The sequence below is a fragment of the Paraperlucidibaca wandonensis genome, assembly GCF_042677145.1.
GTDB lineage: Bacteria > Pseudomonadota > Gammaproteobacteria > Pseudomonadales > Moraxellaceae > Perlucidibaca > Perlucidibaca wandonensis.
In genome coordinates, this window is record NZ_JBHTIT010000001.1 from 558,953 (window position 1) to 582,378 (window position 23,426).

Sequence of the window (23,426 nt, forward strand, 5' to 3'; positions counted from 1 at the left end):
TAAATACTCATAACGCGAGTTGAATGCGAATGCAGGTTCGCATTAATGTTCAGGCATAACAACTACCTCAGCTCGTACCTTAGATGCTGATGAGCCTGCGCTAATGATTCCTGAATGAGTACAACGATTATGACCAGCACCGTATTGATCACAGGCTGTGACACGGGTATCGGCAATGCCACGGCGCATTATTTTCAGCAACAGGGCTGGAGTGTGTCAGCGACCATGCTTAACCCAGAAAGTGAAACTACGCTGGCTGCGTTACCGCGAGTTATCTGTCCAAAATTGGACGTGACAGATAAAGCCAGCATCGCGCTAGCGGTTGCAGAAACACTGAAGCGGTTTGGTCGTATAGATGCCGTGGTGAACAATGCAGGTTACGGTCTTATCGGCGCGTTTGAGACTTTGAGCGATGAGCAAATTCGGCGCCAGTTCGATACCAATGTGCATGGCTTAATGGATGTCTGTCGAGCCGTATTACCTTATTTTCGTGCACAAAACAGCGGTACCTTGATCAACGTATCCAGCATGGTTGGCCGTATCCCACTGCCGTTTTACAGCATCTATAACGCCAGTAAATTTGCCGTCGAAGGCTTCTCTGAAGGCTTAATTTATGAACTTGAGCCATTCAATATTCGCGTTAAATTAATTGAGCCAGGCTCGGTGAAAACCGCCTTTTTTCAAGGCTCAAGTGATCGTGAGAACAGCACTGGCGAGTGTGCCTATGCTGAGTTTAGCCAAGCTCAGTTAGCCGTCATGGATGAAATTGGCGCGAATGGCACAAGCAAAGAGGCTACGGCTGAGGTTATTTTCAAATCGGCTATCGATCAAAGCAGTCGCATTCGCTATTCGGTAGGTCTTGATGCAAAAGTCCTTATGGCCGCGCGCCGAGTGTTGCCAGACGCGGTGTTTATGCAGCTGATTAAAGCAGGCTTGAGTCCTTCGCTATTTACCAATGCTCGGCGCCGGCTTTATCAACTGCAAAAGTAGTTTATGAGCGACATCACCTTGATCAGATGAGTGCCGCCGTAAGCTGCGACAAAACGCAGTGCTAACCCGTGTTGCGCATCCCCGCGGCAATGGCGTTCACCGTTCGTAGCAGCGGCGGCAGCCATCTTTGCCGCTCATCCTCTGATGTCGATTCATCGCGGTAGCGCCGCAGCAAGACGATCTGAATATGGTTGAGCACGTCGAGGTATGGGTTTCGCCGCACCATCGACATGCCAATGTATTCGTCGATCTCGACTAAAGACTCGGCTTTTGCCACCTGCAATAACTCATCGAAGGCCAGGAAATATTCGGCGCGAATAGCCTCATAAATTGGCTGAGCTTGCGCTTGATCGGCAACCAAGCTGGCATAGCCATGCGCAATAGTCATCTCGCCCTTGGTTAGCGACAGTTGCGTGTTGCGCAACATGCTGTGAAAAAACGGCCAGTCCTTAAATAGTGTGTGCAGCAATTCTGGCTGATCTTTGTGATTTTCTCGCCACGCTTTTAGCGCCGAGCCGATGCCAAACCACGCGGGTAATGTGTGCCGCGATTGCGACCAGCCGAATACCCAGGGAATCGCACGCACAGACGATTTCGATAGGTCGCCGACTTTACGCGAGGCGGGGCGTGAGCCGATATTCAGCAGGCCAAGCTCTCGCACAGGTGTTGCTTCGAAAAAGTAGTTGAAGAAAAACGGCGTGTCGTCGGTGAGTTCGCGGTAAGCCTTTTCACCAAAGGCGGCGAGCTCGGCCACAACTTGCTCATGCTCAGCGGGAGCCGATTTATGGCCCATGACCAAATGCGCGGAAGCTTTCATCAAGCCAGTCGCACCCATGGTGATCTCATAAATGGCGGTTTCGGTATTGCTGTATTTTGACGACAGCACCTCACCTTGCTCGGTAAATTTGATTTGGCCTTCTACTGTGCCAGCAGGCAGCGACAGGATGGACTCGTGCGTGGGTCCGCCGCCTCGTGCAACGGTGCCGCCACGGCCATGAAACAGACGGCATTCGATACCATTCTTCTGAGTGATTGATAGCACGCGTTTCTGCGCGTTATACAAACTCCACACCGATGCCAGCGAGCCGCCATCTTTGCAGGAGTCGGAGTAGCCCAACATCGCTTCTTGTAGGTCGCCTGAAACGCGTAGCAGCTCACGATAAACAGGGTTTTCGAAGAGGACACTGAGTACTTCTTCGATCTGCTGAAGATCTTCAATGGTTTCAAATAAGGGTGAAATCTGAATATCACAAAACCATTTGGCGTCGCGCTTGCCGGCTAAGCCAGCCAAGACGGCGAGGAACATTACCTCCATCACGTGGCTAGCTTCATGCGTCATGGAGATTACGTAGGTGCCAAAACAGTCGCGGCTAATGATGTCGATGAGCTCGCGCTTCACCTTAAATACCATAAGGGTTTCGGCAGATTCAGCGGGCAAGGCAGCCATATCGATAGCTTTATGACTGCTACCGATAAGCTTAGTCAGCAGTGCCATCCGGCCTGTTTCATCCAGCGCCAAATAGTCGGTGCCGGGCTGTAATTGCTTGAGAATATCCGCCACGGTATTGCTATGGCGTGTCGACTCTTGGCGCACATCGAGCTTGCATAAGTGCCAGCCAAAGGTTTCAGCTAAACGAATGAGATCTTTGACCTCACCATCGGCAAGTAGCCGGTCACCAGTGGCTATCAGCACATCGCGGATGCGATAAAGGTCATCGAGAAAGCTATCTTTATTGGCATAGGCAAGCGCCGATAAAGTGATGACTTTCTTGTCCTGAATAGCGCTTATGTAGTCCAGATAATGCTGCAGGCGCTGGCGAATAATGTGTAACTTGAATCGGTATGGCTCTTCGGCAAAAGCCTCGTTGACTGACCTGTCTACTGAAGACAGGTCAAAATCGGCCGCATCCTGATGCAAGCCTAGCGCGTCGTAATTAATTTCTGGGCAGAGCTGGCTAGAGTGGGTAAGTACGCGGTCCAAGCTCGCTAAGCGATCAAGGTATTCCTGCAAAATAGTTTGTGTTGCCGAACAAACCGCAAAGCGAGTGATCTCATGAGTGACATGGGGGTTGCCGTCACGATCACCGCCGATCCATGTGCCAAAACGAAAAAGGCTAGGCACGGTTACCGGTGATTGTGGATTTTTTTCGTTGAAAACCGTATCCACCGCGCGTTCAAGATGGCGGTAAGCCTGCGGCACGGCATCGAAAATAGACGCGCTAAAGTAATAAAGACCTAAGCGAATTTCGTCATGAACTTCGGGGCGAGTAGTGCGGACTCCATTGGTTTTAAGCAGAGATAAAATGACCGATTTAGCCTGCCTAAGTAGATGGTCACGATCAACGCCCGATGCGTTAGGACGGTCCATCTCCACGCAAATTAGAAAAATTTTGCGCTGCAAATCCATCACCGTACGGCGCTTAGCTTCAGTCGGGTGAGCCGTAAATACCGGCATATAAATCAGTCGATTGAGCAGAGTCTGTAAATCATCAGGGCTCATGTTTTGGTTAGCAAACTCATGCATGGTGTCATTGAACGACCCTTGCCATAAGTGCGAATCTCGCCGTACTTGCTTACGGCGCTGCTGATGCATGTGATTTTCTTCAGCAATATTGACTAGGCTGAAGTAGAGGTTGTAAGCGCGCACGACAAAGTTCAACGTGGCTGGGTCGAGCGAGCGCACTAAAGTCATGAGCTTGGCGTATAGCTTCGGGCTATGTTGCGTGCGCAATTTAATAAAGCCTCGGCGCAGAGTCTCCACGGTATCGAAGACGTGATCGCCTGTTTGTTCTTTGAGGACTTCGCCTAGCAGGTTGCCAAACAGTCTTACGCGGGCACGAAGGGCTTTATCGTTGTCGTTTAAGCTTTTTTTCATAGTGACACTAAATCCGAAAGTAAAAAATGTAGATGCTCGACTCACCTTAACTGCCTTATACAATGAACCACAACTATTGCGCCGCATTGCTGCGGTGTAAGCTCATTTGACCGAGCACCATGATTGGAGCCAACTCAGTGACGCACTCTCAGTATCGAATAGAAACCGATAGCCTCGGTGACGTTGAAGTTCCGCTAGAGGCTTTGTTCGGCGCTCAAACACAAAGAGCGGTGAGCAATTTCGCCATTAGCAATCTGGTGATGCCCAAGCGCTTTATTGCAAGCCTTGGCCTAATTAAAGCTGCTGCGGCAAGCGCCAATACAGAGCTTGGCTTGCTTGATGAGGATATTGGCAAGGCCATTTATCACGCGGCTATGGAGCTGGCCAAAGGCCATCATAGCGAGCAATTTCCAGTCGATGTTTTTCAAACTGGCTCCGGCACCAGCACCAATATGAATGCCAATGAAGTCATTGCAACCTTGGCCAGCCGGCAGCTACAGAAGCCTGTGCATCCGAATGACATGGTGAATTGCAGCCAGAGCAGCAACGATGTCATTCCCACCGCAATTCATCTCAGCGCACAGTTAGCGCTTGAGCAGCAGTTACTGCCGGCGCTAAAAAGCTTAATAGCAGTCACGCTGGCAAAAGAGCAGGCCTTGGCCGGTCAGCTAAAAACTGGCCGCACGCATTTGATGGATGCCATGCCGATTAGCCTTGGGCAGGAGCTGTCTGCTTGGCGAGCACAATTGGAGCTAGCGCTTGCTCGCATTAGCGATAGTCAAAAGCGGCTGTGCCAGATCGCTCAAGGTGGCACGGCGGTAGGTACTGGGGTGAACGCACCCGAGCAGTTTCCGCGACTGTTTGCTCAGCATTTATCGAGCCTTAGCGGCAGCTCATTTCGCACTGCCGATAACTTATTTGCCGCACTCAGCAGCCAAGATACTGCGGTCGAAATGTCGGGCCAACTCAAGGCATTAGCGGTAGCGCTACTAAAAATTGCCAATGATTTGCGCTGGATGAATAGCGGCCCACTCGCGGGCTTAGGTGAGATCAGCCTGAAGGCTTTGCAGCCAGGCAGCAGCATCATGCCGGGCAAGGTAAATCCAGTATTGCCTGAGGCAGTGGCGATGGCTGCGGTGCAGGTCATGGGTAATGACACGACGATTACGATGGCCGGCGCATCGGGCAATTTTCAGCTCAATGTGATGCTGCCAGTGATTGCCTACAACTTGCTGCAAAGCATCGAATTACTCGGCGGTAGCTGCCACGCATTAGCCGCTGCGATTGGTGAATTTACGGTTAACGCCGATGTGCTAGAGCAAAATTTGGCGCGCAATCCTATTTTGGTCACGGCGTTGAATAGCGAAATTGGCTACAGCAAAGCCGCTGAAATTGCTAAGCGGGCCTATGCTGAGAAGCGGCCAGTGTTAGAGGTAGCTATTGAGATGACGGAGTTGGATCCGGCTTATCTGGCGGGGTTATTAGCGCCAGATAAGCTCATCTAAAACCAGCTGAGTTAATGGCCCAGGGCATTTGTATTTTTTAACTGTGCGTGTATCGTTGCCAACACTAATTACCCACCTGCAAGAACTTTCTTGAGCATGGCAGCATTCCAGCAAGCAGCTAAAAGGCGTCGCTTATCACTATCCATGATGGTGATGCTGCTGTTGCATTGGTCGTTTAGCTCGTGCGCAGCATTGGCCGACACTCTGTGTGTTGAGCCAGATGGTGTGGTGGTGTGGGAGCAGTCTGGAGATCCTTGTCATTCAGCTCTCGTAGAGCATGCCAGCGATACACCGTGCGTAGACTTTCAAGCTCAAGATGGCCATGACGATCATGCATCGGTCTATTCAAAACTACAGTTGACTGACCCCCCGCTTGCCACTCAGCCGCTGATGCTGAGCTGGCTCAATCCTACCATCGCTTTTTCGCATGTGTTAAAGCCAGATTCTACTGGCCCGCCGGTTAAAGCCTTTTCGGTCATCATTCGCGATACTGCCTACCTACATATTTGATGCTTCCTGCTGACTGCTGGAGACAGGCTTTTGCCTGTCATCTTTTCGTCTTCAGGAAATCATTATGTTTCGCTATTTCTCACTATTTATCTTGCTCGCCGCGCCACTGTGCTCTGCAACATCAACTGCCGCAGGCTTAAGTCTTTTTGATGCAACTCAACGTGTACTGGCAAAGAACCCACAAACCGCTCTTAGCAATGCGCTAGAGGCGGCGGCTAGCGGCCGTGTTGTGCAGGCCGGTGCACTGCCTAATCCGGAGTTGAGCTATGTGCTCGAAGACTTCTCTGGCGACACAAATCGTTCTGCGAGTGATGCCACCACAACATTTAGCTTAAGCCAGCAATTTTCCTTACCTGGTAAGCGTAGTGCTCGCCAGACGCTAGCGGAAGGCGAGCAAGCGCTTGCGACTCTCGACAGCCAAGCCCAGCGATTGAGGTTAATTCGCTTAACGCGTGAGCGCTATATCGATGCTATTGCTGCGCAGGAAAAGCTCGCTGCATCTCAGCAAAACTTGCAGCTGGCCAGACAAACGCTGGATGTTGTTTCGGCACGAGTAAGTGCCGGCAAAGTCTCGCCCATTGAGCAATCGCGGGCGACGGTTGCCTTGAAGTCGGCGCAACGCGAGCTGGCTTTGCAGCAGCAATGGCGGCAGCTTGCACAGCGTCGTCTAGCGGCGTTATGGGGCGAGGCTAAGCTCACTGAGTCATTGCTCGATGAGCTTGTGCTACCACCGACGCTAAGCGAACTTGAAACAACTAATAGCAAAACGCCGATCCTTCAGCTGGCCGACAGTCGTGTGCAAAAAGAGCAGGCGGCATTGCGTTTAGCGCAGGCCGAGCGAGTGTCAGATTTCACCCTTATGGCCGGTATGAAGCGTGAGGCTGGTAGCCGTGAAGAAAGCCTGCTTGTTGGGGTGTCGATTCCTATCCCGCTCTTTAATCGAAACCAGGGCGCGGTGCTCAGCGCCAAAGCCAATATTGCTGCGGCAGAGGCTGATCAAGCACTGCTGAATCAAGAGTGGCGCACTCAGCGTGATCAGCTTGAGACGCAGCGTGCGGCGAGTTTTCAGGAGGCGGCGTATCTGCGCGATGACGTGCTGCGCTTGGCTCGCGAAATCGCTGAGGCTACGCGGGAAGGCTATCAAGCCGGCAAGTTTTCATTGCTCGATTTGCTCGATGCGCAGCGCAGCCTAATCGAATCTCAGAGCCTGTATCTCGCGGCTCGACTCTCATTTCATCAAAGCGATGCAGCGCTCAATGAGCTGCTTGGCCTCGCTATGTCTGCCGGAAATACATTATGAAAATTAGCCAAAATTTATCACTGCTATGTGTCGCTGTGACTGTTGGTGCTGGGGTCATGTGGTGTGTGTTGGAGTACAGCCCGCTTAAGCATCAGCATGAAATGCACCTTGGTTCAACGAAGCAGTCGATGGCAGAGGAAGGAGATGGCCATGCTGACTCTGGGCATGTGAAGCTAAGCGAGGCTCAATTACAGGCCAGTGACTTAGCGATTGAAACGGCGGCAATGGCCGACTTTGTCACAGCATTGGCACTGCCTGGACAGCTGGTCTTAAGCACAGATCGTGAGGCGCGAATATCGTCCCCAGTCTCTGGCACGGTTCGCTCAGCACCCATTCAAATTGGTAGCAAAGTGCAAGCTGGCGATGTTTTGGCGACGATTGAAAGCGCGCAACTTTCAGATGCTTCAGCGCGCTATTTGTCGGCTAAAGAACGCTTAGGTTTGGCGCAGTCGCTGTTTACGCGTGAGCAGGCACTGTGGCAGAAAAAGATCAGCGCAGAGCAGGATTATTTGGCTGCTCGCGGTGCATTAGCGGAAGCTCGTATCGAGGCGCAGAGCGCGTTGCAGAGTTTGATGTCATTGGGTCTTAGTGAGAAAAATGCGCGGGCATTAAAGGCCGGCAGTCATTTGGCCCGCTTTGCTTTAAGAACGCCTATTTCGGGCACTTTACTGAGCAAAGACTTAACGCTGGGCGAAGCAGTCGGCAGCGATAAACCCTTGTTTCGAGTCGCCGATCTTTCCGTGTTGTGGATAGACCTAGCCATCTCGGTGAATGACTTAAGTCTTGTGCGTGCAGGCCAACCGGTATGGGTTAGCAATAAGTCGGGGCAGAAAACGAAAGGTCAGGTGGTGTTTGTGCAGCCCGAGCTGGATTCGGCTAGCCGAAGTGGTTCGGTGCGAGTGCAGATCGATAACGCGCAGGGCGCTTGGCGATCGGGTGAGTTTGTCGATGCGATGATTCAAACCGACGAGCCTAAGCAGGCGATTAGCGTGCCTGTCTCGGCCATTGTGATGATTGAAAATGAGCCATCGGTATTTGTTGAAGGCAGTGAAGGTTTAGCTCCGCGCGTGGTGAAGGTCGGTAATCGTAGCGGCGATCGCCAAGAGATTATTAGCGGTTTGAGCGCGGGCGAGCGCTTTGTTACGGGCAATGTCTTTGTTCTCAAAGCCGATCTGAGCAAATCGGAGGCTGAGCATGCGCATTAATACCTCTAGCGCAGATCAGGGGCATCGCCATGCTCGATAAAGTCATCGGCTTCTCGCTAGCGCAACGCTATTTGGTGGTCATGGTCGTGCTGCTGATGGCAGGCTTTGGCGTGTATTCGCTGCAGAAATTACCCATCGATGCCGTGCCAGACATCACTAATAATCAAGTGCAAATCAATACAGTGCTCGCGGGCTTATCGCCAGAGGATATCGAAAAGCAGGTGACGTATCCGATTGAGAGCGCGCTGGCGGGCATTGCTGGCCTGCAGTCGACACGGTCGTTATCGCGCAATGGCTTTTCGCAAGTCACCGCTGTTTTTAACGATGATGTCGATATTTACTTCGCTAGAAATCAGGTCACTGAACGCCTGAACGAGGCCAAAGAGTCGCTACCTGAGAAGGCATCGCCGCGTATGGGCGCGATCTCCACCGGCCTTGGCGAGATCTATATGTGGGCGGTGAAATTTGCCCATCCGCAAGGCCAAGGCGCTCAGGTCAATGATGGCAAACCAGGTTGGCAGGCCGATGGCAGCTACCTCACGCCAGAAGGTGAATCTTTACGCAGCACGGTGGCGCAGGCCGCTTATTTGCGCACGGTTCAGGACTGGATTATTCGCCCGCAGCTCAAAGGCTTGGCCGGCATAGCGGGTGTGGACAGCATTGGCGGCTTCGATAAGCAGTACCACATCCAACCCGACCCGCTAAAACTACGCGCGTATGGTTTGTCGCTAAGTGATGTGGTTGTGGCGCTAGAGGCGGCCAATCAAAGCCGTGGTGGTGGCTATATTGAGCAGCGTGGCGAGTCTTACCTTGTTCGTGTCGATGGCCGTCTAAAAACCATCAATGACATTGCCAACACGGTAGTAACGACGCGCAGCAATACGCCTGTGTATGTGCGCGATATCGCTAACGTTGAAATTGGCGAGGAGCTTCGCACCGGTTCGGCGAGCGAGGATGGCCAAGAAGTTGTCATTGGCACGGCCTTGATGCGCATTGGCGAAAACTCGCGCACGGTGGCCATCGCGGTCGATAACAAGCTCATTGAAATACGTCGAAGTTTGCCGCCGGGCATCGAAGCGCAAACGGTGTTAAACCGTAGTAAGTTGGTCGACGCCACGGTATCTACGGTGGCGAAAAACTTAGGCGAGGGCGCGCTGCTAGTCATTGTCGTGCTCTTTCTTATGCTCGGAAATGTCCGCGCAGCGCTGATTACAGCGCTGGTCATTCCGCTCACAGTTTTGCTGATGAGCACAGGTATGGTGAGGCTCGGCATTAGCGGTAATTTGATGAGCTTAGGCGCGTTAGATTTCGGCCTGATTGTCGATGGCGCCATCATTATTGTAGAGAACTGCTTAAGCCGTTTGTCGGCCAATCAACGTCGATTGGGGCGGCAGTTGAGCCTGAAGGAGCGGCTGTCTGGCGTGCTGGCGGCCACGCGCGAAATGGTGCGGCCTACGGTGTTTGGCCAGGCCATTATCATCACGGTGTATTTGCCGATACTGGCGCTGGAAGGCGTTGAGGGGAAGATGTTCCATCCGATGGCAGCGACGGTTATCTTGGCGTTGCTGGCTGCTTTTATGCTGTCGCTGACCTTGATTCCGGCGCTAATAGCCATCTTCTTTACCGGCACAATTGAGGAAAAAGAAAGCCGAATATTGAACAAGGCGCACGCGCTCTACACGCCGGCGTTGGCATGGACTATGAAGTGGCCGCGTAAAGCCATTGCCATTGCGATGGCATCATTTGCTGTGGGCATCGTGGTCTTTACGCAGTTAGGACAAGAATTCGTGCCTACGCTAGATGAAAAAGACATTGCCATGCACGCATTGCGCATCCCAAGCACCGGCATCAAGCAATCGACCCAGATGCAATTGCAGGTGGAAAACACCGTTAAGCAATTCAAAGAGGTCGCTTTTGTATTCTCCAAAACAGGCACCGCCGAGATGGCAGCAGACCCTATGCCGCCGAGTGCATCCGACACCTTCATTATTTTGAAGCCGCGTGAGCAATGGCCAGATTCAAGCCTGACTAAACCTGAGCTCATCGAGCGCATCGAGCATAAAGTTAGCCAGTTGCCGGGCAATAATTATGAGTTCACGCAACCGATTCAGATGCGCTTTAACGAGCTACTTTCCGGCGTCAGAGCCGATGTTGCCGTTAAAGTTTTTGGCGATGAGTTTCCGCAAATGCTCGCCTCGGCCAATCAAATTGCCCAAGCGTTGCGCGGCATAGAAGGCGCAAGTGAGGTCAAAGTTGAGCAAGTCGAAGGCCAGGCCCTGCTCGATATCGACTTCGATCGCGATGCCTTGGCGCGTTTTGGCCTACGCATGGGCGATGTGCAAGACATGGTGGCCGCGGCTATTGGCGGCAAGCAGGCGGGCGAGATATTTGAAGGCGATCGGCGTTTTGCCGTTGTCGTGCGCCTGCCCGAAGCCGTGCGCACCGACCTTGATCAGCTCCGCGCATTACCGGTGGCAGTAAGCACTGCTGCAGCTGAAAAAAGCTTCGTCACCCTCGGCAGCATTGCCTCGCTAACGTTACGAGATGGCCTGAACCAAGTCAGCCGAGAAGACAGCAAGCGCCGTGTTGTTGTCGCGGCCAATGTCCGCGGTCGCGACTTGTCATCCTTTGTGGAAGAGGCTCAGCAAGTCATCGATGAGCAAGTGCGCTTACCGGCTGGCAGTTGGCTGGACTGGGGCGGGCAATTTGAAAATCTTCAAGCCGCCAAATCACGCTTGCTGGTAGTCGTGCCAGCCTGTTTCGGCCTCATTCTCATCTTGCTGTTTATGGCCTTGGGTAGCGTACGCCAGGCATTGCTGGTGTTTACCGCTGTGCCGTTGGCGCTGTCTGGTGGCGTGTTGGCATTGTGGATTTGCGGCATCGCATTTTCCATTACTGCCGCCATTGGCTTTATCGCGCTTTCGGGCGTGGCGGTGCTCAATGGTCTGGTGATGGTCAGTCGCATCAATCAACTCCGCGCTGAGGGCATGGAGTTAACACTCGCTGTGGAACAAGGCTCATTGTCTCGCCTGCGGCCGGTACTCATGACCGCGATGGTGGCCTCACTGGGCTTTGTGCCGATGGCGCTCGCCACGGGCACCGGCGCTGAGGTGCAAAAGCCACTGGCCATTGTCGTGATAGGCGGCTTAATCACCAGCACATTGCTCACGCTCGTGGTGTTGCCCGCGATATACCGCCTGATTGAGCGCTTGAAATAGGAGAAGCGCTAGCGCATCGATTTACGCTCAATCATCGGCGTGATGCCCTCACGCAAGATGCGCTGAATTTCTAAAATCGCGCTCGCGCTTTGCTGCACGCTATGGCCGGAAGTAATGACTTTCTCGGATGCAGCGTCAGGTAGATGCGAGCTGGTGTAGGGCACGATGCCGTCGTCGGACTCAGCCAGTGGCTGAGCCGGGTTGGCCCTAGCCACGATGGAGTGATAGCGCACCTTGGGTGAAATCTCAAAGCTCGCCGCGGCTTGAATGAACGGGTCTTTTTCATCGAGGCTGTCGATACTATTGGGCAGCAGTTGCAGGCTTTCGCGGATGTTGGCGGTCACGTTGGGCACGACGGTTTCAGCAACTTCCTCCAGCACCGTAATGGGCAGGCGAATAAACCCCGCTATCCAACGCCCTAAACGACTGCCGGCGGCCGCTGTGCCCTTGTGTGGGGTTGCGATAAACATGGACGTGCTGACGTGAGGGAAGGGCTTAAAGCGCAGCATTGGCCCCATGCCCTTAATCTGCCGTGCCGTTAGCTTTCGCTCTTCTGGGGCGATGTTTTCCAGCGACTCATTGGATGTGGAAATCATCAGCCGTGCTATCAGGCCGCCCATGCTGTGGCCTACCAACACCAAGTTAGATGATGCCGGTGCCGCACCGGAAGGGTCGAAGTGGCTCAAAGTATCGGTCAGCGCCTTGCGAATCATGGCGTGATTTAACACGATCGGTAAATTGGTCGGGTAGTAAACCTGCCAAATTTGATAATTCTGACGCAGCGCATCATCGCCCAATATTTCGTTGGCGAGCTCAACCCAAGCCTCAGGGCTACTGGCCAGACCGTGCAGCATAACAATAATGCGTTTATTGGGATTATAAGGCTGCATCAAGTACACGTGAGGACGGTCAATGCCGCCATCTCGGCCAAGTAAGCTCAGCAGCGATTGTTGATTAAAGCCGGCGCGAGCTAGCCACACGCCATAGCCTGCGGTGAAGTTAGCGGCCAATGGCACGGGCTGGCCATGAATCTGTACGGTTGATTTAGCGTAGGGGTCATCAATCGTTAAGCGAGCGCTGTGCGCACTCAGCACGGAGCTCAAGTCATCGCCATCTGGATGCAATAGGGCGGTCAAAGAGGCAGCGGGCATCTCGCTCCACGGCAAGCGATCGCCGTTGCGCTTTTTCGGCCGCCCCGTTTGCGTTGGCGCGGTGTTGAGCGATTGATTTGGCATGATGGCAATGAGCTCTGCACCAAAGCCATCGCGCCGATACAGACTGCGCAGGCCGCGAAACGATAACGATGAAGCCGGCATCAGTTCGTCTGGTAATACCACCTTGCCTGGCAGATGAGCTCCGCCCAAATCTGTGCGAATCTGCCAGCCAGCGATTTCACGGATAGCGTTTGCAGGTAGCGGGTTGGCTCGCTTATGCAACAACTTAAAACTAGCGGTGACTGCCTGCTCGACCGAGTAGTTGTACCAATCACGAATTTGCGTTTGGCGGTCTTCAAATGCGCGCTCGCCAGGTGTGCGGTCGCCGAAAAATAAATAGGCATAGCTGAAGCGGATTGACTCAAACCAAGCGGCGTATTGCGCCTCGCCAGGGTCAGAGGCCTGAGCGCGAGCCAGCCATAATTCTGCGAGTGCTGCTAGGCGTTGATCGGTAGAAACGTCAGTCACTCCAGCGAGTGCATCAAGGCATATCGTGGCTATGGGTGTAGCGCAGAGCTCGGCGTCTAATGCCGCCACGCGCAATGTCTGTTTCGTTGCATCGCTGATCTCGCCACGGGTAAGAATGTCGCCGCGCTTGAGCTCAATCGCCTCGCTTGCGTCCAGCACATTGATCGTCACCGCTGGTGCGAATCCTTGCAAAACTGAGCAGCCGCCTAATAGCCAAGATGTGCCTAAGAACAGTGCCAATAGGCGTTGGCGCGATGTACAGGTCATTGGTGCTGAAATCCGAAAATTGATGGTTTAATTCTACATTGTTTAATAACAATACGATTAACTATTTAGGCCATATATGTTGTTGTATTTATGTCCTTGCTGGTCAGGAGCGCCTTAAAATGTTATGGTGGTGCATGTTTTTATTAAATATTTATTAAAGTTAGTATTGAAATATACTAACTAATTATTAAGGCGTGATGCGAGGTCAAGCGTGTTTCAGCTATCTGAATTTATCAGCAAGGAGAACCACGAATGTCGACAACAGCAGAAGCTCAGCTATCCCCAGAAGTAGCATCCTGGATCGATCCGACCATGGACTCCGTGAAGGGCACCGAAACACCGAAAGATCCTAATAAAGGCTATATTGCGCTGCTTGGCTGGAGCGTTAACGCCATTCGCGCTGCTCAGCAATTTGACCGTCGCTATATCGTAGTTGCACCCGATTGGGCAAAAGATTTTTGCACGGCAAATAAAATCCCTTATATCTCTTGGAACTTTCTTCGATTAAATGACAGCTCTTTAGAAATAGCGCAAAGATTAAAGGCTGAGGGTGTCGATGTTGCCATTCCGCTATTTGAAGAAACAGTTGAGTGGTCTGGCGCTATTAACTCGGTTTTACTTAATAGCCCACGTATGTTTGGCCAATCTATTTTATTTCGCGATAAATCATTAATGAAACGCCGTGCTCAACTTGGCGGCATTCGCGTGGGTATTTTTGAAGAGGCGAACGAGAAAGACGACATTATTCGCTTTATGAAGCGCGTCAATCAGACATTGCTCAAGCTCGATGGCGATCCAGACGATCCCATCCACGTTAAAGCCTTTGATAAAGCCGGTTGCCTTGGTCACCGCATGATTCGCACGATTGCCGAAATTGACTCCATTCCAGCCGAAGAATACCCGCTGTTAATGGAAAGCCATTTAGACGGCTGGGAGTTCGCTGTTGAGGCGTGGATTCACGATGGCAAAATCAAATTTCTCAATATTTCCGAATACGTCACGCTCGGATATTCGGTGTTTGTGCCGGCAACAGACAGGCTCGAAAGCTGGCGGCCGGCCATTACTAAACAGGTCGAGCTACTGATCAAAACCTTCGACATCAAGTTCGGTTTGATTCACCCCGAATACTTCGTCACCTCCGATGGTGTGATGTATTTTGGTGAGGTCGCGTATCGACCACCAGGCTTCAAAGCCTTTGAGCTTATTGAGAGAGCCTATGGCTTCAATGCTTATCAGGCGTCAATGTTGGTGTTTGACCCGAAAAGCACGCAAGAAGAGGTCGATGCCTTCTTCCCGCGTGAAGTGATCGATGCGAAGGGCCATGCCGGCTGTTTCGGCGTATACCCAAGACGCCGCGTGGTCAGCAAGTTAGAAATGCCAAAAGAGACTACTGAGCATCCTTATTTTGAGTCTCATGAATTGGTCGCGCCAGCCGAAGAGTCCGTGCCTGATCGATCAGCTTTCGGCACCCATTGGGGCTTGATTTTCTTCTTTGGAGACAACCCTGAAACCATGCGCGACCTGCTAAAAGCTCAGGAAGATTTAGACTTTTTCGTGTAGTGCATACGGCGGCACGGGCTTGCTCAAAAGCCCGGCTAGGCCCAAGCCCGTAGTAGTATGGTTTTATAACGTTTTGAAATTACGTATTTATGAAACTAGAAAATGATCCATTGCCGCAATTACTTAACAACCTTGACGCTGCCTTACGTTCATTGGTGGAAGCCCAAGTTGCTGATAAATATGCACTAGTTGAAAGCATCTTAGATGCCGCCAGACTCATTATTGTTGAGGATGGCGGCGTGGCCGCACTCGAGAGTCGCTCGCAAACTCTGGATGCGGCAGGAGTCTATGACGGCACCGATTGGGCTAAGCCGCAGGCATTGATCCCCGCGCTAACTCCCTATGCGCTATCGAGTGCTGTGGCCGCGACAGTCACTATCGAGTGCCTAAGCGAGTTGCGCATGCTGGCTATTGCGCTGGGCGACTACAAGCATGCTGAATTTTCGGCGGCGCAGGCCCATCATTTTTTAACGCAGTCTATTGCACTCAATCTTGAGCTGCTTTTTGCTGCTAGCTCAGAGGCCGCGCGGATTAAGCAAGGAGCGCTGGCCATGGTGCCGCGAGCGCTTATGCAGCACTTGGCTCAGCGCATTGGTTTTCAGCACATCATTGACCAATTAATCGATGAGATTTGGCGACTACTGCGCCAACGCCCAATCCAAATCAATCCCGTCAAAAACATGATCACGCAAATAGCCATTTGCCATACGAGTGAGGGGATTGATCTGGGCTCTAGCGGCTTAGGCGCGGCAAGGCTGGTGAGCAGCCTTTATGGCCCAACCCATGAAAGTACAGGCGATCCGGGCGTGGTCTATTACGAGCAGCGCTTGGCGAGCTTGGACGAAAATGCCTTGCAAGCAGAAGCCTTGGGATTTTCCAGAGCCATGCACGACACTGGCTTGGTGTCGCCTTACCACGCCAGTTTTCTGCGCTATATCTTGAATGAAAACGACTACTTACTCATTGATGCGCTTGGCCTTTCCGGCACTGGCCGCGATGGTTTGGTGTGTTATCGAGATCTAATTAAATCCCTCATTAGCGAGTGTGTTTATCCTTCCACCGCACAAGCGGTATTCGGCATAGCCATGTTGCTTGAGCGTGGCATTTTGTATCAGCAGGGCGTAGCGCAATCGCTTTGGCGGCAAATCAACCTGCCGTTATCGGCTTGGGCCGAGGCCAGACTGCAATTTATGTGCGATAGCACCATCACACCGCGTACACGGCTTTTAGAGGGCGTGGTGTGCATGCTGGGCTCGCCGCTAGGCATTGGCCAGGGCAATAACCCTACCTGCCAATCGGCAAGGGCGCTCTCGATATGGGCAACCAGCGATCCCACGTATTTGCTGCAAATGATCACTTCCATTGCGCGTGACAATGACCTGACCATGCACTTCGAAGGCCAGCAGATTTCATCGCGAAAATGTCTGGATGCTTCCACGTCGCCTTTGCCATTCGATCTTGATCCGGTGTCGATGCTGTTAGTGCCCCATCTCGATGCCAGCTATTTAGAAATGGGTCGTTTGTGCCTCGGGCGTGAGGGTGATCCGCATCGCTGGATTAATCCTGTGTTTCACGGCTGGTGGGTTGGCCGCGGATTTTGCATCAATGTCGATGTTGCAACTGGTCATCTCATTGATTTAGAAGAATTTATCCGTAATTTTCATGCGCATTATCATCCGTTTTACAACGGTAACCAGCCCTTGATTCATCCTCAGCCAGCGGGAATCGCCATTACCGATAGTGCCGCGCGATTTATCGGATGGCACGCCATCGCCATCATGCGAGTGGCTCTGGATCAAGACTCGGAAATGCGCGTTTACTTCTTCAACCCCAACAATGACAGCGGTCAAGATTGGGGTAACGAGGTCATTGTTAGTACGGCTGGGCATGGCGAGCGTTTTGGCGAAGCCTCGCTACCGTTTGAGCTGTTTACCTCGCGCTTATATATTTTCCATTACGACACGCTTGATTACGGCGAGCCTGAAAAAGTGCCGGCCGAGTCCTATCAAAATGTGAAATCGCTGATTGAGTCGAGCTGGGGCGCAAACCGTATCGCGCCGAGCATTTGAGCCTAGATAGAAGGCATTGCTAGGCGTCCACAGCAGAGGTTATCAGTGCTTGGCGATCAAACTTGCTGAAGTAGTCTTTGAGGAAATCGATTAGCACCCTCAGCTTTTTTGAGCCAGCGCTGCCAGGCGGAAATACGCCATAGACCTCGATATCATTGAGTTGATAATCGTCCATCACTCGCTCCAACGATCCGGCCTGAATCTTAGGCCAGGCATCGTAGAGTGGAACTCTTCCTAGGCCATGCCCGCCTTCAATAAAGGCTGTACGAGCAGCAGCGTTATTGGTGCTTATACTGCCTTTCACGGCCACACTATACGAGCGGCTACCTTTACGTAGCTTAATAGCGCCAGCAGTCAGTTTATAAATAACCCAGTCATGCTGCTCTAGCTCTGCGGGTGTGGTGGGGCGACCGCGTTTTGCGAGGTAGTCCGGTGCTCCACAAAGGCAGGTCGGCAATGTCGACAGCTTGGCGGCTTGCAGCCCGGAGTCGGCCAACGGCGCACCACGAATAGCAAGGTCTATGCCTTCCTGCATGATATTCACCACTTCATCGGTGAGCATGACATCTAAGTCAATTTTAGGATAAAGCCGGCGAAAGCCATTCAGCGCAGGCACCACTATTTGTAAGCCGACATTGACGGGGCAGGTGATTTTTAATGAACCTTCGGGCTCATTTTTAAGGTTTTCAATTTGCAGATTTGCCGTAGTGGCTTGTTCCGCAATGATGCGGCAGGACTGGTAGTACGCCATGCCAGTTTCCGTTAAGGCAATAGCGCGCGTTGAGCGATTGAGTAGCTTTACACCTAGCTGTGACTCCAGTTTTTTGAGGTGATAACTGACTGATGCGCGAGATATACCGATGTGTTTAGCCGCCGCACTCAGGTTGCCTTGCTCAATTACTTGAGCAAAAACCACCATGCTTTTAAGTTGTTCAAAGGATAAATTCATGGCTGATTGTATCAATTATTCATCTAATGTAGTCAATTCTATCCGTATTGTTCGATTAGACGCGCGCCAATACACTGCATGCCAAGGTTAGAGGCTGAAACAGTAAGCCACTCATTCACGATGTATAGGAGTACATAAATCATGACTAACGCAAATGCTAAAAAGGTATTGATGGTCCTTACCTCTCATGCCGATCTGGGTAATACCGGGGAGAAAACTGGGTTTTGGGTTGAGGAGTTTGCTGCCCCTTACTACACATTTGTTGATGCAGGCGTTCACATCACACTCGCGTCACCAGCAGGCGGTCAGCCGCCTATCGATCCCAAAAGTGAATCAGTAGATGCTCAAACGCCGGCAACCCGCCGCTTTGATGATGATGTAGAAGGGCAGGCCTTGTTGGCAAAAACGGCAAAGCTGGCCGATGTTAATGCAGCAGATTATGACGCAGTGTTTTATCCCGGCGGACATGGTCCATTGTGGGATTTAACCGACAGTAGCGACTCCATCGCTTTAATTGAGTCTTTCCTGTTAGCCAATAAACCCGTTGCTGCGGTATGCCATGCAACCGCAGCCTTTTTGAACATTAAAGATGCTGCTGGCGACTACGTCGTTAAAGGTAAAGCGGTAACCGGCTTTAGTAACAGCGAAGAGGATGCTGTGCAATTAACAGATGTAGTGCCATTTCTACTAGAGAGCGAGCTAATTAAGCGCGGTGGTGACTACCAAAAAGTAGGCGATTGGCAAGCATTTGCTGTTCAAGATGGCTTACTGATTACTGGCCAAAATCCTGCAAGCTCTGAACTTGCGGCAGAAAAATTACTTGCTGCACTAGCCTCCTAAGCTAGCCAGCTTCATTGAATAGATAAGGAAATAAACATGTTGAATTTTAGTTTTCAAAACACCACGAAAATACTGTTTGGCGAAGGTCAAATTCAGGCGATAAGCCAAGCTATTCCGAAAGACGCTAAGGTTTTAGTTACCTACGGTGGCGGCTCAATTAAAACCAATGGTGTCTATGATCAAATTACTGCCGCATTGAGCGAGCACACCTGGTTTGAGTTTTCCGGGATTGAGCCCAACCCAAGCTACGAAACCTTAATGAAAGCGCTAGACCCGATTCGCGAGCATGGTATTGATTTCCTGCTAGCGGTTGGCGGCGGCTCTGTCGTTGACGGCACTAAGTTTATCGCCGCTGCAGCCGTGTTTGAGGGCGATGATCCTTGGGATTTTGTCGCTAAAGGGCAGCCCATCACAAAGGCATTACCGCTTGCCTGTGTCTTAACGCTGCCTGCCACCGGCTCAGAGTCGAATATTGGCGCGGTGGTCACTCGTGACGGCAATAAGCTGCCTTTTAGCAGCCCATTGGTGAGGCCGTTATTTGCCGTGCTAGACCCTGCAGTAACGCTGTCTTTGTCTGATCGTCAAATCAGCAACGGTGTCGTTGATGCCTTTATTCACACTATGGAGCAATACCTCACGTATAGCGTGAACGGCAAAGTGCAAGACCGTTTCGCCGAGGGCTTGCTGCTTACGCTTATTGAAGAAGGCCCGAAAGCATTAGCTGTCGAGACTAAAAACGACTTGGCTATTCGCGGCAATATTATGTGGGCGGCAACCATGGCTTTAAATGGCTTAATTGGCTCAGGCGTACCGCAAGACTGGTCTACGCACATGATTGCGCACGAGCTAACCGGTGCTTATGGCATTGATCATGCTCGCACGCTATCGATCGTATTGCCTGCCGTGATGAAAGTTCGTAAGGAAGCGAAACGCGAGAAACTGCTGCAGTACGCAGAGCGGATATGGGGCCTGACTGATGGCGACGAAGAGTCGCGCATTCAACGCGCCATTGAGCTAACTGAGCAATTTTTCACTGCCATGCAAGTACCAACACGCCTATCGCATGTGGACTTAGGCGAGGCCGCGATTGATGGTTTGATCGCTAAACTTACTCAGCATGGCATGGTCAAACTCGGTGAGCAGAAGGCCATCACGCCCGAGATAAGCCGCGAGATCTTAATCGCTGCGCTGTGATGATTTAGCTAAACCCCCTCAATTTGCCACCACGAAGGTAGCAAATTGAGGTTTTCAGGTCTGGCGTAACGGTCATCGAGTAGATAGACAACGCCGGTATCGCTGGTGTCGCGAATAACGCGGCCAGCGGCCTGAACCACTTTTTGCAGGCCAGGGAAGCGGTAGGTGTAATCGAAGCCGCTGCCAAACTGCGCCTCCATTCGCGTTTCGATAATCTTATTAATATCGGTTGGTGATGGCATGCCCAGCGTGGTGACAAACGCGCCAATTAAACGCTTGCCCGGCAAGTCGATGCCCTCACCAAAAGCGCCGCCTAATACGACTAGCCCCAGCTGCTCACTATCATTGCCAAAGCTGTCAACAAAAGCCTGCCGATTCGCCTCATTCATATCGCGCTGTTGTAGCCGTAAACACAGCTCGGGGTAGCATTTAGCGAGATGCTGCTCGGCGGCGGCCAGATAGTCGTAGCTGCTAAAAAAGGCCAAATAGTTGCCAGGCTGCTCAGCGCATTGCTTGGCTATTAGCTCACAGACAGCCGGTAAGCTTTGCGCTCGATTTTGATAGCGTGTGGATATATTCGTCGCAATGCGAACGCGCAGCTGCGCTGACGAAAACGGCGAGTCGACATCGATCGCTTTAGTGGAGTCAGGCATACCCAACATATCGCGATAAAAATCAGTCGGGTTCAGCGTCGCCGAAAACAAGGTAGAGCTGATGGCAGTAGCAAATCGTGGGCGCAAATAATGTGCTGGCAAAATATTGCGAATGCTCACTGTGCTGAGCGTGCTCGGGTCTTTTGGATCATCAATGATGACGTCACATAGCGCGTGATCGCCGTACTGCTCAGCGAGCCGAAGAAACAGCAGCGCATCGAAGTAGAAACGTAAAATCTCAGGCGCCATTTGGCGGTTGTCACTAAGCCAATCGGTGATGTGGCTGACCACAACTTGTAGGGCTTTGATCAGCTCATCAGGCACGTCGGCAAGTGCTGTATAGCCATTAGTGAAGTCGCGAAAGCGCCGATGCCAAACCGCATTAAGATCGGTGAGTCTGCGTTTGAGTGCAGATGGACTGGCATCAAAGGCGCTAATCAGCGCGTGTTGGCTCAGCGATACCGTGTACATGCCGCGCCCGCGTTCGATCAGGTTATGCGCCTCATCGACCAGTAGCGTAATGCGCCATTCGTTGAGCACCGTGAGCGCGTAGAGCATGGCACTCATGTCGAAATAATAATTGTAGTCACCGACGCAAACATCGGCCCAGGGGGCGATGGCTTGGCTCAAGTAGTAGGGGCAAATCGAATGAGTCTGAGCAATCTCACTCACTCGTTTTTGGTCTAGCCACGCGGCCTTAACGGCTTCGGCGCGCGCATCTGGCAAACGATCATAAAAACCTTCAGCCAAGGGGCAAGACTCGCCATGACAGGCGCGATCTGGATAAATGCAGGCTTTTTCGCGCGCAACTAACTCTAAAACACGAATGCGCAGCAATGGGTGATGTTCGCGCAGCGTGTGAAATGCGCCGAGGGCTAATTGCCGGCCGGGTGTTTTCGCGGTGAGAAAAAATAGCCTATCGATGTTCGATGCCGGCATCGCCTTCAGCTGAGGAAAAATAGTAGCCAGCGTTTTGCCGATGCCGGTGGTGGCCTGTGCCAGTAAAGCGTGCTCATGTTTCACCGCACGATAAACGGCCTTGGCCAAGTCGCGCTGGCCATCGCGGTAAGTGGCATGTGGAAACTCAAGTACATCGAGCGACTGATTACGCGCTTCACGATGCGCGGTTTCCTGTTCTGCCCACGCTAAAAAGCGCTCGCAATGCATATTGAAAAACAAAGCTAAGTCCGCCGCGCTAAACGTCTCCGGCTCCGTAGTCTCTTCCGCGGTGATCACGTGGTAGTAAACCACGGCGACTTCTAATGATTTAAGGCCGCGCTGGCTGCAGAGCATGTGGCCGTAAATCAAGGCTTGTGCGCGATGAAGCGCACGATGATTGTCAGGGATGCGCTCAATATCACTGCGGTGGGTTTTGATCTCTTCTAAGCGGTTGAGTTCTGGGTCGTAGCCATCGGCGCGGCCAATAACTTCTAAGCCCGGATAATGCGCTTTAAGGTCTATCTCAGCTTCGTAATAATTGGGGCGTCGATGCTGCACAACACGATGACCATGCATGCCTTCTTCAGGGCTAGGCGCGGGCGTAAAGCGCAGGTCTAGATCGCCGGTCTTAGCCGTAAATTCGCACAATGAGCGCACGGCAACGCGATAATTCATGCTGCCTCCCAGCAAGCCATTAACGGCCCGCTAGGGCAGATGCGCTGAGTTACTTGATGCGCTGATAGTTCAATGGCACCCAGCGGTAGCCTTTACCGTTGGCGTTTATGTAGCCCAACGATGGGAATTGCAAATGCGTTGCGCCAACGAGTAAGCCAGTTTCCGTCGCTTGCTTAAATAACGCCAAACGCTGCTTTTTAGCCGCAGTCGCATCTGAGTCAAAAGCGATCGTCACTTCAGGTCGATCAAACTGTACGGCGGCAACGTGAATGATGTCGCCGAGCACCAATAAGCGCTGATCACCGCTTTGCACCATATAGCTGATATGACCTGGCGTATGGCCTGCGCTCGGCTGTGCGGCAATGCCTGCTGCTAACTCGGTTTTGCCAGAAAAGGTCTTTAAGCGATTCGCCGTTTGGTAGGGCTTTAGTGATGCCATCGCATTCTTAAAAAAGCCTTTTTTATCGTCTGGCGCTTTCGCCATTTCAGCCTCGCTAAGCCAATACGCAGCCTCTGTAGCATCGGCTCGCACGGTGGCATTAGGGTAGACCATTTTGCCGTCTTTGCTTAGGCCGCCGACATGGTCGGCATGCATATGGCTGATATAAATTTCGTCAACTTGCTCGGGCGTGTAGCCGGCTAGCGCTAGATTTTTACTGACATTGCCTAGTGTTGGGCCAAACAAGCTGCCGGCGCCGGCGTCAATTAGCACAAGCTTTTTGCCGGTGTTTATTAGGTAAGCATTTACCGAGGTTTCTAGCGGCGCGGTCTGATGCACCTTCTGGAGTGCGGCAATCGTTTTCGCGGCATCTTGCTGCAATAGCTGATCGACGGGTAAGTCGACGGTGCCATCATTTAGCACCGTGACTTCAGTTTGCCCAAGCATCATGCGGTAGAAGCCGGGGGCTTGCGCTTTCAATGGCTCTGCGGCGGCAAACGCCTGTGTGCTGGCAGTCAACGCCGCCAGTGCTATCGCCATAAACGTATGTTTCATG

The 23,426-nt window shown here is 52.1% G+C and carries 15 protein-coding genes; 10 read left to right on the forward strand and 5 right to left on the reverse strand.

Features of this window, described 5'->3' with window-relative positions; genetic code table 11:
- The first annotated feature begins 114 nt into the window (after positions 1-114).
- A complete protein-coding gene (locus tag ACFQ0F_RS02530) occupies positions 115-990 on the forward strand; it encodes an SDR family oxidoreductase (RefSeq protein WP_379068771.1) in 876 nt (291 codons plus the stop codon).
- 61 nt (positions 991-1,051) lie between these two features.
- Here the strand turns inward: ACFQ0F_RS02530 and ppc are convergent, their stop codons facing one another.
- Positions 1,052-3,865 carry a phosphoenolpyruvate carboxylase gene (gene ppc / locus ACFQ0F_RS02535; RefSeq protein ID WP_379068774.1) on the reverse strand — a complete coding sequence of 938 codons (2,814 nt, stop codon included), beginning with the start codon at positions 3,863-3,865 and terminating at the stop codon, positions 1,052-1,054.
- A 137-nt stretch (positions 3,866-4,002) separates the two neighbouring features.
- Between ppc and ACFQ0F_RS02540 the strand changes: the two genes are divergently transcribed.
- From ACFQ0F_RS02540 to ACFQ0F_RS02560, 5 genes are all read left to right on the forward strand, one after another.
- The gene (locus ACFQ0F_RS02540; protein ID WP_379068777.1) at positions 4,003-5,370 is read left to right on the forward strand and encodes a class II fumarate hydratase; all 1,368 of its coding nucleotides are present in this window, start codon (positions 4,003-4,005) and stop codon (positions 5,368-5,370) included.
- A gap of 96 nt (positions 5,371-5,466) precedes the next feature.
- Positions 5,467-5,880, forward strand: a complete 414-nt coding sequence (locus ACFQ0F_RS02545) for a hypothetical protein (RefSeq protein ID WP_379068780.1) — start codon at positions 5,467-5,469, stop codon at positions 5,878-5,880.
- 64 nt (positions 5,881-5,944) lie between these two features.
- The gene (locus ACFQ0F_RS02550) at positions 5,945-7,180 is read left to right on the forward strand and encodes a TolC family protein (RefSeq protein WP_379068783.1); all 1,236 of its coding nucleotides are present in this window, start codon (positions 5,945-5,947) and stop codon (positions 7,178-7,180) included.
- Positions 7,177-8,385 (forward strand): efflux RND transporter periplasmic adaptor subunit, encoded by a 1,209-nt coding sequence (locus ACFQ0F_RS02555; RefSeq protein ID WP_379068785.1) that lies wholly within the window; start codon positions 7,177-7,179, stop codon positions 8,383-8,385. The genes ACFQ0F_RS02550 and ACFQ0F_RS02555 overlap by 4 nt, the downstream gene beginning before the upstream one ends.
- Positions 8,386-8,414: 29 nt before the next feature.
- Positions 8,415-11,603: an efflux RND transporter permease subunit gene (locus ACFQ0F_RS02560; protein ID WP_379068788.1), complete on the forward strand. Its 3,189-nt coding sequence runs from the start codon at positions 8,415-8,417 to the stop codon at positions 11,601-11,603.
- Between the two features lie 8 nt (positions 11,604-11,611).
- On the opposite strand, the gene ACFQ0F_RS02565 is transcribed toward ACFQ0F_RS02560, so the two are convergent.
- Positions 11,612-13,552, reverse strand: coding sequence for an esterase/lipase family protein (locus tag ACFQ0F_RS02565; RefSeq protein WP_340675249.1), 1,941 nt, complete (start codon positions 13,550-13,552; stop codon positions 11,612-11,614).
- A 252-nt stretch (positions 13,553-13,804) separates the two neighbouring features.
- Between ACFQ0F_RS02565 and ACFQ0F_RS02570 the strand changes: the two genes are divergently transcribed.
- Together ACFQ0F_RS02570 and ACFQ0F_RS02575 are read left to right on the forward strand one after the other, a co-directional pair.
- Positions 13,805-15,112, forward strand: a complete 1,308-nt coding sequence (locus tag ACFQ0F_RS02570) for an ATP-grasp domain-containing protein (RefSeq protein WP_379068791.1) — start codon at positions 13,805-13,807, stop codon at positions 15,110-15,112.
- A gap of 89 nt (positions 15,113-15,201) precedes the next feature.
- Positions 15,202-17,181: a hypothetical protein gene (locus tag ACFQ0F_RS02575; RefSeq protein ID WP_379068794.1), complete on the forward strand. Its 1,980-nt coding sequence runs from the start codon at positions 15,202-15,204 to the stop codon at positions 17,179-17,181.
- A gap of 19 nt (positions 17,182-17,200) precedes the next feature.
- Here ACFQ0F_RS02575 and ACFQ0F_RS02580 read toward each other — a convergent pair whose 3' ends face one another.
- A complete protein-coding gene (locus tag ACFQ0F_RS02580; RefSeq protein WP_340675252.1) occupies positions 17,201-18,130 on the reverse strand; it encodes a LysR family transcriptional regulator in 930 nt (309 codons plus the stop codon).
- A gap of 141 nt (positions 18,131-18,271) precedes the next feature.
- Here ACFQ0F_RS02580 and ACFQ0F_RS02585 point away from each other — a divergent pair, with 141 nt between their 5' ends.
- Positions 18,272-18,970 (forward strand): type 1 glutamine amidotransferase domain-containing protein, encoded by a 699-nt coding sequence (locus ACFQ0F_RS02585; protein WP_340675253.1) that lies wholly within the window; start codon positions 18,272-18,274, stop codon positions 18,968-18,970.
- A gap of 36 nt (positions 18,971-19,006) precedes the next feature.
- Positions 19,007-20,164, forward strand: a complete 1,158-nt coding sequence (locus ACFQ0F_RS02590; protein ID WP_379068798.1) for an iron-containing alcohol dehydrogenase — start codon at positions 19,007-19,009, stop codon at positions 20,162-20,164.
- 8 nt (positions 20,165-20,172) lie between these two features.
- Here the strand turns inward: ACFQ0F_RS02590 and ACFQ0F_RS02595 are convergent, their stop codons facing one another.
- Complete coding sequence (locus tag ACFQ0F_RS02595) at positions 20,173-22,431, reverse strand: ATP-dependent DNA helicase (protein WP_379068801.1); 2,259 nt, start codon at positions 22,429-22,431, stop codon at positions 20,173-20,175.
- Positions 22,432-22,480: 49 nt separating this feature from the next.
- A complete protein-coding gene (locus ACFQ0F_RS02600) occupies positions 22,481-23,425 on the reverse strand; it encodes an MBL fold metallo-hydrolase (RefSeq protein ID WP_379068804.1) in 945 nt (314 codons plus the stop codon).
- Position 23,426: the final 1 nt, after the last annotated feature.

Excerpts from the sequence above, each read along its gene's own strand:
- ACFQ0F_RS02550 (WP_379068783.1), top strand. The coding sequence starts at position 5,945 with ATGTTTCGCTATTTCTCACTATTTATCTTGCTCGCCGCGCCACTGTGC.
- ACFQ0F_RS02590 (WP_379068798.1), top strand. The coding sequence starts at position 19,007 with ATGTTGAATTTTAGTTTTCAAAACACCACGAAAATACTGTTTGGCGAA.
- ACFQ0F_RS02585 (WP_340675253.1), top strand. The coding sequence starts at position 18,272 with ATGACTAACGCAAATGCTAAAAAGGTATTGATGGTCCTTACCTCTCAT.
- ppc (WP_379068774.1), bottom strand. The coding sequence starts at position 3,865 with ATGAAAAAAAGCTTAAACGACAACGATAAAGCCCTTCGTGCCCGCGTA.
- ACFQ0F_RS02575 (WP_379068794.1), top strand. The coding sequence starts at position 15,202 with ATGAAACTAGAAAATGATCCATTGCCGCAATTACTTAACAACCTTGAC.
- ACFQ0F_RS02560 (WP_379068788.1), top strand. The coding sequence starts at position 8,415 with ATGCTCGATAAAGTCATCGGCTTCTCGCTAGCGCAACGCTATTTGGTG.
- ACFQ0F_RS02555 (WP_379068785.1), top strand. The coding sequence starts at position 7,177 with ATGAAAATTAGCCAAAATTTATCACTGCTATGTGTCGCTGTGACTGTT.
- ACFQ0F_RS02600 (WP_379068804.1), bottom strand. The coding sequence starts at position 23,425 with ATGAAACATACGTTTATGGCGATAGCACTGGCGGCGTTGACTGCCAGC.
- ACFQ0F_RS02545 (WP_379068780.1), top strand. The coding sequence starts at position 5,467 with ATGGCAGCATTCCAGCAAGCAGCTAAAAGGCGTCGCTTATCACTATCC.
- ACFQ0F_RS02565 (WP_340675249.1), bottom strand. The coding sequence starts at position 13,552 with ATGACCTGTACATCGCGCCAACGCCTATTGGCACTGTTCTTAGGCACA.
- ACFQ0F_RS02530 (WP_379068771.1), top strand. The coding sequence starts at position 115 with ATGAGTACAACGATTATGACCAGCACCGTATTGATCACAGGCTGTGAC.
- ACFQ0F_RS02570 (WP_379068791.1), top strand. The coding sequence starts at position 13,805 with ATGTCGACAACAGCAGAAGCTCAGCTATCCCCAGAAGTAGCATCCTGG.
- ACFQ0F_RS02580 (WP_340675252.1), bottom strand. The coding sequence starts at position 18,130 with ATGAATTTATCCTTTGAACAACTTAAAAGCATGGTGGTTTTTGCTCAA.
- ACFQ0F_RS02595 (WP_379068801.1), bottom strand. The coding sequence starts at position 22,431 with ATGAATTATCGCGTTGCCGTGCGCTCATTGTGCGAATTTACGGCTAAG.